The 13,153-nt window shown below is 61.3% G+C and carries 10 protein-coding genes; 4 read left to right on the plus strand and 6 right to left on the minus strand.

Features of this window, described 5'->3' with window-relative positions; all coding sequences use genetic code 11:
* The first annotated feature begins 129 nt into the window (after positions 1-129).
* Positions 130-1,248 (plus strand): glycosyltransferase family 4 protein, encoded by a 1,119-nt coding sequence (locus tag NKH50_RS16620; RefSeq protein ID WP_352879898.1) that lies wholly within the window; start codon positions 130-132, stop codon positions 1,246-1,248.
* Here the strand turns inward: NKH50_RS16620 and asnB are convergent.
* Both asnB and NKH50_RS16630 read right to left on the minus strand, forming a co-directional pair.
* On the minus strand, positions 1,222-3,147 hold the full coding sequence (gene asnB / locus NKH50_RS16625) for an asparagine synthase (glutamine-hydrolyzing) (RefSeq protein ID WP_352507201.1): 1,926 nt from the start codon (positions 3,145-3,147) through the stop codon (positions 1,222-1,224). The genes NKH50_RS16620 and asnB overlap by 27 nt on opposite strands.
* Before the next feature lie 166 nt (positions 3,148-3,313).
* Positions 3,314-4,555 carry a glycoside hydrolase family 5 protein gene (locus tag NKH50_RS16630; protein WP_352879900.1) on the minus strand — a complete coding sequence of 414 codons (1,242 nt, stop codon included), beginning with the start codon at positions 4,553-4,555 and terminating at the stop codon, positions 3,314-3,316.
* 116 nt (positions 4,556-4,671) lie between these two features.
* Between NKH50_RS16630 and NKH50_RS16635 the strand changes: the two genes are divergently transcribed.
* The 3 genes from NKH50_RS16635 (at position 4,672) to NKH50_RS16645 (ending at position 8,999) form a co-directional block, all read left to right on the plus strand.
* Positions 4,672-6,600 carry a heparinase II/III family protein gene (locus tag NKH50_RS16635; RefSeq protein WP_352704785.1) on the plus strand — a complete coding sequence of 643 codons (1,929 nt, stop codon included), beginning with the start codon at positions 4,672-4,674 and terminating at the stop codon, positions 6,598-6,600.
* Between the two features lie 237 nt (positions 6,601-6,837).
* Complete coding sequence (locus NKH50_RS16640; RefSeq protein ID WP_352879903.1) at positions 6,838-7,833, plus strand: sterol desaturase family protein; 996 nt, start codon at positions 6,838-6,840, stop codon at positions 7,831-7,833.
* Positions 7,834-8,018: 185 nt separating this feature from the next.
* A complete protein-coding gene (locus NKH50_RS16645) occupies positions 8,019-8,999 on the plus strand; it encodes a GNAT family N-acetyltransferase (RefSeq protein ID WP_352879905.1) in 981 nt (326 codons plus the stop codon).
* Between the two features lie 221 nt (positions 9,000-9,220).
* Here NKH50_RS16645 and NKH50_RS16650 read toward each other — a convergent pair whose 3' ends face one another.
* The 4 genes from NKH50_RS16650 to NKH50_RS16665 form a co-directional block, all read right to left on the minus strand.
* Positions 9,221-9,532: a UBP-type zinc finger domain-containing protein gene (locus tag NKH50_RS16650; RefSeq protein WP_352589492.1), complete on the minus strand. Its 312-nt coding sequence runs from the start codon at positions 9,530-9,532 to the stop codon at positions 9,221-9,223.
* A complete protein-coding gene (locus tag NKH50_RS16655) occupies positions 9,529-11,220 on the minus strand; it encodes an FAD-dependent oxidoreductase (RefSeq protein ID WP_352704789.1) in 1,692 nt (563 codons plus the stop codon). The genes NKH50_RS16650 and NKH50_RS16655 overlap by 4 nt, the downstream gene beginning before the upstream one ends.
* Before the next feature lie 360 nt (positions 11,221-11,580).
* Positions 11,581-12,507: an NADP-dependent oxidoreductase gene (locus tag NKH50_RS16660; protein ID WP_352507193.1), complete on the minus strand. Its 927-nt coding sequence runs from the start codon at positions 12,505-12,507 to the stop codon at positions 11,581-11,583.
* 113 nt (positions 12,508-12,620) lie between these two features.
* Positions 12,621-13,058 (minus strand): CBS domain-containing protein, encoded by a 438-nt coding sequence (locus NKH50_RS16665; RefSeq protein WP_352472517.1) that lies wholly within the window; start codon positions 13,056-13,058, stop codon positions 12,621-12,623.
* Positions 13,059-13,153: the final 95 nt, after the last annotated feature.

Raw genomic sequence — 13,153 nt, forward strand, 5'->3', positions numbered from 1 at the left:
CTGGCGGAAAATCCAGCGCGATGACGGCGAAGGGTGAACAGATTCAGTTTGAACTAAAAGATTTGCCGTAAACCTTATTGGGAACGTTTGCTTTGCAGTTACCCGGTCTGTGTTATTTAGGGTACCATCATGTTGCAGCGCCTCATATCCGATCGAAAAATACATGTCCTGGTCGCGACGCCGTCGGGCGTTTCGGGGCAGGGCGGCATCGACCGCATCATGGGGGCGCTGAAGCAGGAGTTCGAACGGCAAGAAATCGCCGACATCGATGTGTGCTTCCTTGCCAGCCGTGGCCCGGGGCATGTCGGACTTTCGATCTTCTATATGCTCGGCTTTTGCTTACGGATGCTTAAAGCGCGTGTGGCTGGACGTGCCGATGTCATTCACATCAACATCTCAGTTTCCGGCAGCACCTATCGCAAGATGGTGATCGCCGCCTGGGCACGGCTGCTGTTGATACCCTATGTCCTGCATTTGCACGGGGCGCAGTATCAGACATTCTGGAAAGCCGACCGCGGTTTCATAAGCGGCCGTATCAAAGCTCTGTTCGAGCACGCCGATCGGGTGATCGTTTTGGGTCGGCTTTGGCGCGATTTCGTCGCCAGCCGGGCGCCGGGCGCAGCCGGCAATATCGTGATCGTGCCCAATGCGACCGAAGTCCCGTCGCTGGCGCATGTCGGCGGCGGCGACCATGTGCATATCCTGTTCCTCGGCCGCATCGGCGACCGCAAGGGCGTACCGCAATTGCTCGAGGCACTGCACCGCATGAGCCCTGTCAAGAATTGGCGCGCCACGATTGCCGGCGATGGCGAAGTCGAGGCGGCGCGGACAAAGTCAGCCGCGCTGGGGATTGCAGACCGGATCGCCTTTCCGGGTTGGGTGGGACCTGACGATGTCGCATCGCTGATCTCTTCGGCCGATATTCTGGTTCTTCCCTCCTTCGCCGAAAATCTGCCGATGTCGGTGATCGAAGGCATGGCAGCCGGTTTGGCGGTGGTCGCGACCCCGGTTGGCGCGGTAGAAGACATAATCACCGACGGGCAATCCGGGCTGCTGGTGCCGCCCGGCGATGTTACAGCGTTGACCGACGCGTTGAGCTGCCTCGTGGAGGACCCGGCACTGAGGGCAAGGCTTGGTGCCGGTGCCATGGCCGTGCATCGGGAACGGCTTGAGCTCGCCCCGTTTGTCGGCGCAATCTGCGACGTCTGGCGGTCGGCCGCGTCAAGCCGTCAACCGGTCAAGGGCTGAGGCCGACGATCGCGGCGGTGCTTCGAGCCTGAATTCGCGGTGGAATATCTCCAAATTCAACAGCGCCCATATCAGCTTTTCGTGGTCGGCGGCACGCGTGGTGTGTTCGGAGACGATTTGATCAAGCTGTTTCGGACTCAGATAGCTGCGAATGACGGAGTGAGGCGAGCAAAGATGGTCATGCACGTAGTTCCTCATCGATCCGCGAAACCATTCGGCGACCGGTACCTTGAACCCGACCTTGCGGCGGCTGAGAATTTCCTCCGGGAGGATATTGGCCATGCTGTCGCGCAGGATCTGCTTGCTATGCAACCAACCCAGCCTGTAGCGATCGGGCAATTTGCTGACGAACGAAACCAGGTCGCGATCGAGGAACGGCATTCTTCCTTCGATTGAACCGGCCATCATCATGTGGTCGCCTCGTTCCAGGAGATTGTCAGGCAGCCACGACGTCTGATCAAAAAACAGCACGCGGCGAAGATGGGAGGCCGCAGCGCTTGACGAGAACGGAAACTCATTGTGCTCATAACGGCGACTTGCGGATGCACCGATCAGGCAAGCGCGCTGCTGCGCGGAAACGGCTCCAAACCAGGAGACCATCCGGGCGGCAAAGTCCCTTTCGCCCGCGGTGCGGGCAAACGTATCGACCTTGGCCGACGCGCCCGGCATCGCGCGTACCACAGGGGAAAGGACGTTATCGTGCAGCGAGGCTGGGACAAGCGACTGGTAGATCCCGGCCAGTGATTCCGCGCGATGCTTGGGATAGCCGCCGAGAATCTCGTCGGCTCCTTCGCCGGTGAGCACCATCTTGACGTCTTGCGAGGCTCGCTCCGACATCAGGTAAATTGGAATATCGCTGCTTTGCGAAACAGGTGCCCCGCGTTGGCGAACCATCGCCGGCAGGTGATCCATCAGATCGCCTGGCTGGATTACAAGTTCGCAATGATCGGTCTTGAAATGATCGGCAACGCGCCGGGCGAATGCAAATTCGCTATAGGCTGCGTCGTCGAACCCGACAGAAAATGTGCGAATGGGCGTGGCGCTGTGCCTGGCCATCAGCGCGACGATAGCCGAGGAGTCGAGCCCTCCGGAGAGAAAGGCCCCAAAAGGTGCATCGCTGCGCATCCTGATCTCGACGGAATGGTCGAGCAGTTCCAGAAATCGCCGCTTGGCGGTTTTTCCGTCGATCCGCTCGGTCAGGGCCGCCTGGTCCGGAGGCGTATAGTAGCGCGTTTCCTTGACTACCCCTTGCGACCAGACAGCATAGCTTCCGGGATTGAGCTTGCGGATCTGTTTGAAAAGCGTGCGCGGTCCGGGCACATAACGCCAGTTCAGATACTCGTGCACGGCATCCAGATCCAGTTCCTGAGCATCTTGCTGCGATGACAGCAATGCGTTGATCTCCGAGGCAAACAGCAGCAATTTTTCGCTTTGCATGAGGTAAAGCGGCTTTTCCCCGAAGGGATCCCGGGCGAGGATCAATTCCTGCCTCTGAGCATCCCAGAGTGCAAAGGCGAACATGCCGCTCAGCCGGTCGAACATTGACAAGCGCCACTGATCGTAGGCTCGGAGCAGCACCTCGGTATCGGAGCGCGTTCGAAATTGATGGCCAAGGCCGATCAGTTCCTGGCGCAACTCGATGTAGTTATATATCTCTCCGTTGAAAATTATTTTGAGACGGCCGTCCTCAATCTGCATCGGCTGATTTGACTCAGGCGCCAAGTCAATGATCGCCAGGCGGCGATGGACCAATGCCAATTGTTGCTCGCCGGTATTCAGGTCCAATATCTCGGTGCCTTCGGCATCGGGACCGCGATGCCGCAATGCGTTTGACATTCTGGCGGCCCGCTCTTGTGGATTTTTAGCCCTTCGACCGATCCATCCGGCAATTCCACACATTGTTCCCCCTAGGCGCGCGCATTCCTCACTTCAGTACAACAAATGTGTTAAACACTTCGTGCCGACACAACCCGACCGGGAGAAAGCTGCCACGGGCCATCCTCGATGGAGCCTGGCGGTCAGGGGTTGCCACCGGTTGTTCGCTGGTGAGGGCGAGTGACGGCACCTATGGCAGGCCCAATGCCTGCAGCATCTCCGGGTCGGGTACCGGGGGGCCATCGGGCAGCATGAGGCTCATCCCATAGGGATTGGAGAACTCCCAGACAGACCATGGGATCGCAAAGCGTTCGGCCTCTCCGCGCACTGCCTTAAGATAGCGCGAACGGTCGGCCTCAAAGGCGCCCATGCGGCCGTCCGCGGACATGAGGATAGCGCCGAATTCGCCCATGAAGAGCCGCCGACTGGGGATGCCATGGCCTTCAGCCCAGTCGACAGCCTGGCGAAAGCTCGCCTCCAGTTGGCTCTGGCCCCAGTTCTGCTCGAAATACCTCGCGATTGCTTGGCGCGCGGTGGCCATGTTCATGACCTGCTCGACCCTGCTCAAGCCGGCAGCCTCCATCCGCGCTCTAAGGGTTTCGGTCACCACTTCGGGTGTACTGCTGTCGGCCGGCCAGGGAAGTCCCGAAGCAAAGCTGATTGTGTCATCGGGCCGCTGGTGGGTGAAGCTGTGCGGCTCATACATATGGAAGCTGTAATAGAGGTTTGGGTCATCAAAGCCGGGGCTGAGGTTGACCAATCCGGCAATGCTGCCGCCGCAGGCGCCGGTTGCAACGATGGTAAGTTCACTGCTGACCGCTCGAATGTCGTGGACGGTCCCTGCCATGATCCGCTGCCAGTCATCGCTGCCGCTCGCATCGCAAGGGTAGTATGAGGGCTCGTTGTAAGGTTCGAGGGCGACTTTGTCGGTGCCTATCTTGACCAGCATGGCGGCGACCGCCACAACCATTTGACGATAGCGGGCAACGCCCTCGCTGTCGGCGCCGCCATAGATCATCTCCATGCTGTAGTCGGGAACCTGAGTGACGCCATGCAGGTCGAAAACCACCTTGAGGCCGGTCGACGTGATCCGCTCGACGGCGGCGGCAAGTATGTCCAGCGCCTGTTGCCGCTTGGCGCCCTCGCTGGCAAGCAGCGGGCCGGGATCGACGCTCAGCCGGACGAAGTCGAAGCCCATCGATCGGATGTGGGCGAACACCTCCCCGGACGGCCAGTCGGTGAGCGGCCTGCTTTCCGCAAGCCACTCCTTTTCGCGGCGATAGGGCGGCCAAACGTAGGTTCCGTCTTTTTCCACCGGCGACCAGTTGAGCCACTGATGCACGCCAACGCCGCGCTTGAGAGCGATGGGCGCTGCGTCGGCAGCCACAAGCAAGGCGAGCACCCAGGCAACAACACACGCCGCTTTTCGCATCGCTCTCTCCGTATGGTCGCCGGAGATATTAACCGCAACGAACGGGAAAGAAGATTGCCGGCGCGCAGCTTTTCGACGGCATGGTATACAACGACCGAAACGTTGACGGGGCGTGCATGAGAATCGGCTGGTACATCAACCGATTGCGCAGCATGGGACCGGCCGAGGTGCTGCACCGGCTGGGCGAGCAACGTCGAAGGATCGCGTCGCGCCGCCGCGATGATGGGTGGGAGCGCTATCCATCGCCGCGGTTGCACCCAGTGCTGCCCGGATTTCGCCATGCTGCGCTGGCAGCGACCGACGCCCAACGGCAAGCCATAGCGGCGGCCGCGCAAGAGATGCTTCAGGGCCGGTTTTCTGCACTCGGGCGGACATGGCCAAAGCGTGAGCCCGAACTGTTGTTTCCTGCCGAGCTTTGGCGTCTTGATCCAGTGACCGGCAGGCTTTGGCCTGGCCCCGAGGCTCATACTTTCGACATCGATTTTCGCCACGGCGGCGACCTTGGCGATATAAAATATGTCTGGGAGATCAACCGGCTGCAGCAATTGCCGCCACTGGCTGCACACCTGCTCCTCGGCGAGGACGATCGATCCCGGAGTGCCATCGAGGCGGCAATCGGTAGTTGGCACTCCGCCAATCCACCGTTCCGAGGCATCGGCTGGGCGTCCGGCATCGAAGTAGCGCTGCGGGCCATCAGTCTGATCGTCACCCTGGACCTCGTCGGCGACCAGCTTGACCCAGCGACGCTGCGGAAAGCTGGTGAGATACTAGCGGCAAGCGCCTATTGGCTGCCGCGGTTTCCGTCGCGATATTCCTCCGCCAACAACCATCTGGTCGCAGAGTTGGCCGGCGAATATCTGGTCGGCCTGGCGCTCGGGGCCGGATCCGAAATCGCCCGCGGCGCCCTCCTGAATGAGACGCACAAGCAGATACTTGCCGATGGCGCAGGTGCCGAGCAAACACCGACCTATGCAGCCTTCAGCGCCGAACTCATCTTGCTCTGCGCCGCCGCGGCACGCCAGGCGGGAACGCCGTTTCCCTCGGCTGTCGAAGCGCGTCTGGGCGCCTTCGCTAATTTCGTCGGCTGGCTGCCACAGAAAGCCGCCCGCTTCGGCGACGACGATGAGGGCCACGTGCTGAAGCTGGGGGATGAGCCGAACTATATCCGATCCGTCGCGTCCGCCATCCAAGGCTTACTGGGGACGCCGGGCAACGCGCCGGAGCCCGACGACTTTCGTTCGCTTTTCTTTGGTGCGCCGTCGGGTCCGGCGCCCGCGGTGCAGGGCTTGCAGACATTCCCGCAAGGCGGGCTCTCAGTCTGGCGCGGAGCAATGAATGGCCGCAATGTCGAACTGACGTTCGACCATGGACCGCTCGGATATCTCTCGATAGCGGCGCACGGCCATGCCGACGCGCTGTCGCTCACCCTGTGCATCGACGGTGAGCCGGTGCTGGTCGATCCAGGCACCTGGCTCTACGGCTCGGGAGGCGCATGGCGCGACTGGTTCCGCTCCACACCGGCGCACAACACGCTGAACATCGAGGGCAAGAGCCAAAGTACCATCGCTGGAAATTTCAACTGGTCGCACAAGGCAGTCGCAGCGCTGGTGGAGAGCGAGCCGGGACCGCACTGGAGGCTGAGCGCCCGGCATGATGGCTATAGAAGCCGCTTCGGCGTCGTGCATCAGCGCACTTTGGCGCGCCAGGCCGATGGCATCCTCATCACCGACCAACTGCTCGGCGGCGGGCGTCAGTCCGAGATCGTCTTCCAACTGGCCGCCGGCCTCCATGCCGACCGGCACGAAGATACGGTCACGGTATTGCGCGGCGACGAGGCGCTGTTGGCCATCCGCTTTCCTGACGCTGCGCTCGACGTCGGCGCTGGCGGTGACATGCCTGGGCAGGGCGGTTGGGTTTCACTGCGCTTTGGCACCAGGCAGCAAGCCGAACGCCTCGCCTGGCACGGTGAAGTGGGTGAAGCCGGAATCCATATCCATCTTGCCCCAATTCACCCGCCACAACGGCAAAAAAAAGCGCCAACGTAGAGTTGCCGGGCGAGTTCCAGCCGTATTCGACATTAATTACGTTTGGACATTTAGCGGTTTCGTTACCGTTGATCTGCTAGTCTCGCACCATCCAGCCTGCTTTGCCCGCTGCGTCCGCAACAGCCACTGGTTGCAGGCGGCGTAGCGGGTTTGCCGGGAATTTTGTGCTTTGCTATTCGCCAGATCGCCTTCGTACGACCCCAGACTGCCTTCTTACGACCAGGAGCCGCTGCAACGATGTTTTCCGAATTTGCCAGAGCGATTGTGGAAAAGCTTTCGAACGTCAATCTGACCACGCTCGGCCTGCTTCTCCTCACCGCACTGGGCAGCGCGGTGGTCGCCTACTGGCGAACTGCCGAACATAAGTCTCTCAGGGATTTTTTCGACTTCGCCTTCCCCCAGGAAGTCATCCTGCACCCGTCGGCGCGAGCCGACGCCCTGTTCTGGATCACGAAACGGGCGATGATGCCTTTCCTGCTTATTCCTGCCGGCGTCACCTTCGTCGTCGCGGTGGGCTATGGCACACGCGAGGCAATTGGCTGGCTCCTTAACATCCACGCGCCGCTTCTCGGCGGCCCGGCGGGACCAGTGACGATCGTCATCTTCACCGCAACCATGCTGGTCGCCTATGATATCTCATACTACCTCTACCACGTCGCCCAGCACCGTTTCCCGTTCCTGTGGGAATTGCACAAGGTACATCATTCGGCCGAAGTGATGGTGGGGATCACCAAGGACCGGGTTCATCCGCTGGACGATCTGATGAACCGCATGTGGGATGGCGTCATTCCGGGCATCTGCTTCGGTATATGGAGCCTGATCGCACTCGATCCGGTAGAGGTCGCTATCTTCGGCATCAACGTCTACGTCATCCGTAACATCCTGATGATGGACTTTGTTCGTCATACGCATCTCAAGATCTCGTTCGGCCCGTTGAACAACATCATCCTGTGTCCACACTGGCACCAAGTGCATCACAGCATCGACCCTCGTCATTATGACAAGAATTTCGGCCTGCTTTTTTCGTTCTGGGATCGTCTGTTCGGAACGCAATTTGTCCCGGAACCGGATGAAGACCTGAAATTTGGCCTGATCGATCGCGATGTGCGCGATTATCAGTCGCTCTTTGGGCTCTACATCCTGCCGCTCAAGAAGATGGCAAGGCATGTCATGCGACTGTTTTACAGGCGGCCCAATGTAGTCGCGCAGCCACAGGACAGTTCTCCTTCATGAACACGGTTGTTTCCATCGACGTCCTGGGCGCGGAGCGCCTGGAAATCGTCCGTTCGGCGGATCGTCTGGCTGCGGTCGAAGCCGCTTGGATGGACCTTTGGCATCGTACCGGCGGGCTGATCTTTCAAAGCCATGCCTGGATTTCGGCATGGTGGAGTACCGTACAACGCCGTGGCCAGCGCGCGTTGCGGATCGGCCTGGTCTGGAAGGGCGAGAAACTCGTTGCTGTCGTTCCGCTGGCGATCGGCAGGCGCAGGGGGCTGCGGTTTCTCGAATGGGCGGCCGGCAGCTATACCGACTATGGGGATATTCTCGTTGCCCCGGAATGCTCGTTGTCGGCGCTGCAGGAGCTATGGACCCAACTGTGCGATGCAGGTGGCTTCGATCTTGCCTTGATCAGTCGTCTCTCGCCGGATGCGGCGGCCCGCAAAATTTTCACGCCGGGAGCTTTCGGCGGCATCAGGCTTCGTCACTTTCACCGAACGGAAGTCAGCTATCGCGTTGCCGGACAATGGGAAAGCGGAGCGGCATGGTTCGCGGACCAGTCGAAAAAGACGCGCCAAAACTATCGGCGCGGCATCAAAGCGCTGGAAGAAACCGGAGAGGTGAGATTTCGCCTGCTTGCCCCCGACGAGCCGCTGCAACCGGTACTGGAGCGCCTCGCGGCCTTGAAGCGGAAATGGCTGACCGAGCGCATGCGTGAGTCAGACCTGTTCGAAGAGGGCGTGCCGGTACTCGCCGCGCTCGTCGATGCGTTGGCGCGCGCCGGCGTGCTGCATATCTTCGTCCTCGAATGCAATGGCGTGATGGTCGCGGTGTCGATCAACTTCGTCCAGCACGACGTGATGATGGCCTTCGTGACGACATTCGATCCGGATTTCGGCCGGGCGTCGCCGGGTGTGATCCTGTTGATGGATTACGTGCAGTGGTCGATCGATCACGGCTTGAGCATGGTCGATTTCCTCTGTGGCGCAGAGTCGTTCAAACACAAATTCTCAACGCAGGCGGTTACACTGGAATCCGTCATCGGGACGCGCACGGCACAGGGTGCGCTTGCATCTCTTGCCGATCGTGTCCTCCAGACCGTCAGGCAAATGCGCGAGCGTTCATCGGCACTACCAAAGGGACGCGATACCCCCACTCAAGCCGAAGCAGCCTTGGACTAAAGCGCGTCGCGTTCGATCGGCCTCATGCGACGCGCGTTAGATTCTCGTTGTATGCATGTCGTTATCGCAAAACCGCTGCACAGTTTTGCGCGACATGCTTTAGAACGGTCCATCGTTTCACGGAAACGCCGAACAGCTCCATCTTTTTTGACGCAATTGCGGACGAAAACCGTTCACACTTTTTCTGGAATTGCTCTAGCGGCCCGCTGGCAAAAAAAAGCTCAAATGAAGCGCGGTATCGGTCCGTTTTGCGGCGTGGCGCGGTCGCCGAGGTCGAGGAAGATTTCGTCGATGTAGCACCATCCCCAGCCTTCCGGCGGATCGTAGCCTTCGATGACAGGATGGCCGGTTGCCCGAAAATGCTTGGTGGCATGACGGTTGGGCGAGTCGTCGCAGCAGCCAACGTGACCGCATGTGCGGCAGAGCCGCAGATGCACCCACTGCGAACCGCTCTTCAGGCATTCCTCGCAGCCGAGCGCGCTCGGCGTCACGTCGCGAATGTCCCCGGCGTGCCTGCATTCGTCTGCCATCATACGCTCCTGACCAGTTGTGGCGCCACGGCTAGGCTGCCGTTTCGCGCGAGATATGCATGCAGCGCCGCCACCACCTGGGCGCCTTCGCCGACGGCAGCGGCGACGCGCTTGATCGAGCCGGAGCGCACGTCGCCGATGGCGAACACGCCGCCGCGGTTCGTCTCCAGTGCACCACGTTCCTGGCCAATGTCAGGCCCGGTGCGAACGAAGCCCTTCGTGTCCAACGCCACGCCGCATTGCGCCAGCCAGTCGGTGTTCGGATCGGCGCCGATGAACAGGAAGAGGTGGCGGATCGGACGTGTTGTCTCGGTGTCGCGGTTGCGCCAGCGCACTTTGCCAAGATTGCCGTCGGCGCCTTCCAGCGCCGTGATCTGCGTCTCAGCCAGCACTTCGATGTTCGGCTGTGCGCTGACGCGCTCCACCAGATAGCGCGACATGCTCGCATCCAGGCTGCTGCCGCGCGCCAGCAGCCATACCTTCTTCACATGCGCCGCCAAATAGACAGCAGCCTGTCCAGCCGAATTGCCGGCGCCGACCAGGGCTACCTCTTGCCCGGCGCAAAGCCGCGCTTCGATCGGCGAAGCCCAGTAATGCACGGAGGTTCCCTCGAATTGCGCCAGGTTTGCCATGTCGAGGCGGCGATAGCGCGCTCCGCTGGCGATCACCACTGACCGTGCCCGCACGGTCTCCCCGCCGCCGACGGCGAGCGTGTAGTGGGCACCGGACGTGTCGCTTGAGCTGCCCAGCAGCTTCGCCTCGTCCGGTATCACCATCTCGACGCCGAATTTCTGCGCCTGGTTGTAAGCGCGCGCCATCAGCGCCATTCCCGAAATGCCGGTCGGAAAACCGAGGTAGTTCTCGATGCGCGAGGAGGCACCCGCCTGTCCGCCGAAGGCACGGCAATCGAGCACGATCGTCGACAACCCTTCGGAAGCCGCGTAGACGGCCGCAGCGAGGCCGGCCGGTCCGGCGCCGACAATGGCCACGTCGTACAGCTTGCCGGCGTCGATCGGCCTCACCAGGCCGATGCAGCGGGCAAGCTCGTTCTCTCCGGGGTTGAGCAGCAGCTTGCCGTTTGGACAAAGCACGATCGGCAAATGGTGGATATCGACATGGAAGCGTTCGATCAGGGTCCTGGCGCAGGGATCGGCAGCCGAATCGAGAACGCGATGCGGCTGACCGCTGCGAGCCAGAAAACCTTGCAGCCGCAATACGTCGCCGCTGTCGACCGGTCCGACAATGATCGGGCCGGCTGTGCCGCTCTCGAGCAGGCCGATACGGCGCAGGATCAGCGCCCGCATGATGCGCTCGCCGAGGTTTGCTTCCTGCACCATCAGGTCCCTCAGCCTTTGCGAGGGGATGACGAGCGCCTCGACCGGCTCGATCGCCTCCACATCCACCAGTGAGGGCCGGGCTGAAAGCTGCGCCAACTCGCCAACGAAATTGCCTGCACCGTGCGTGACGATTGTTTCGCGCCGGCCGAAGCTGCCCCCCTGGATGATATCCACCTTGCCGGACAGGACCACGATCAGACCGGGCGCCAGCTCGCCGGCTTTAACGATCTGTTCGCCTGCGGCATAGGACACGGCTTCGCCGAAACGGCCGATGCGGTCCAGGTCCGCCTCAGCCAGCGCTGGAAACATCTGATCGCGACGGGCAATGGAGATCGGATTGGCGGGTTGAGACATGGTTCGAACCTATCGCCGGTTTCCGACAGTTTGAAGCGGTTTTTTGCGGCTTGCGGCCGGTAGGAACCTAGCCCGCCTGTCGGTAAACGCTGTGCCCTTCGCTTCGCAGTTCACTGACGGCGGCCGTGCGACGGTGTCGTCGCGACGTGCCTCACAATCCGTTGCATCTCCTTGATTTGTTTGATTTGCGCATCCCGGCAAACCCGGCGCATGCTGCTTCAGCCGGCATCTACCTAAGCCGGCCAGGCCCGGCGGGCCGTCCTGTGTCAAACTCTCGGCCGCCGGGCTTCTGGACAGCAGAAAACGGCCTGTGTCCGAGCGCTCCGCAAACTGGCCTGCGGCCTGTTGTTCGGCGAGTGCTCAGGCAGCTACCTGAAGCACAATCTTGCCGCGCGTGTGCTGCTTCTCGAGCTGTTCCTCTGCCCTGGCGACTTCCTCAAGAGGATAGATTGCCTGCACGAATGGCCTGACCTTCCCGGCGTCGATGAGGCGGCTGATCTCGGCAAGCTGCGCCGCGTTAGGCTTGGTAAAATAGGAAACGCCGCGAGCCCGATGCAGGCGGGCCTTCTCCGCCGACGGTTCGGAAAGCGTTGAGACGAGCGTCCCGTCGGGCTTGAGCACGTCCCACGAGCGGTCCTGTGTTTCACCCGCTACCAAGTCGAAGACGAGGTCGACGTCCTCGACAACCTCCTCGAAGCGCTGGTTCTTGTAGTCGACCGCCTGGTCGGCGCCAAGCGCGCGGACGAAATCAAAATCCTGCGCGGACACGGTCGTCGCGACAAACGCGCCCGCGGCCTTTGCGAACTGCACCGCCAGGTGACCGACGCCGCCGGCGCCGCCATGGATAAGGACCCGCTGCCCGGATTTGAGGCCGCCGTGATCGAAAAGGCCTTGCCACGCGGTAAGGCCCGCAAGTGGCACCGCGGCGGCTTCGGCGTGGCTTAAGCGTTGCGGCTTCGCCGCCGCCTCCGTTGCCTTGACGACGACATATTCGGCGTTGCCGCCGCGGTCGTTGCCCAGCATGGCATATAGCGGATCGCCCTTCTTCAGCGTATGGGCCCGCGTGCCGCACAGTTCCACCACGCCGGACACGTCGCGGCCGAGCGTGACGGGCAGATCCGCGCCCGAAGAGCCCTTGCGAACCTTGTAGTCGACGGGATTGACGCTTGCCGCGTAGACCTTGAGCGTGACCTCGTCGTCATGGGGCTGAGGCAACGGAACCGCGTCCAGCGAAAGAACCTCCGGTCCACCAAAATCGTGGATACGGACGGCCTTCATAGTAATCATGGCTTGCTCCTCGTCGGGTTGAGTCCAATTCGCCTCTGAACTGTTTCGCCGGCAGGCCGGCGTCTATCAAGCCGGCGGTTCGGTCGTGGCAAAGGCCGGCCGGTGGCGCGCCGTCAGTGTATCGTTTGCGAATGCTCGCCGCCGGGTTGCGAGATGCCGCTCAGCGCTTCACCTGCTGTCGCGGTCTCGCTGTTGGTGGCGAGGTCGCCCAGCGAAACGATGCCGACCAGGCGCTTGTCACGGTTTAGCACTGGCAAGCGTCGCACTTTCAGGTCAGCCATGTTGCGCAGAACATCCTCCGCGTCTTCGTCTTCGAAGCAATACCTGACCTCGGTGCTCATCACTTCCCGTACCTTGGCGTCAGGTGTCTTGCCTTGGGCGACGCCGCGGATTGCGATGTCGCGATCGGTTACCATGCCGACAAGCCGATCGTTCTCGCCCACCGGCATCGCGCCGGCGTCGAGGCGACCCATCATTTCTGCCGCATCGCGCAGGGTTTGCTGCGGACTGGCGATCTCGACGTCCTTTGTCATGCAGTTGCCAACTTTCATTTTAACCTCCGTTGGTTGCAGGGCCCGCCGCCGAATTGCGTGATGGAAGCGTGAATGAGCGCCAGCGCAAAACGTTCCATGGCAAGACCCGTTTC

Origin of the sequence: Mesorhizobium sp. M1027 (genome assembly GCF_040318745.1) — a bacterium.
In the GTDB taxonomy this organism is placed as follows: domain Bacteria; phylum Pseudomonadota; class Alphaproteobacteria; order Rhizobiales; family Rhizobiaceae; genus Mesorhizobium.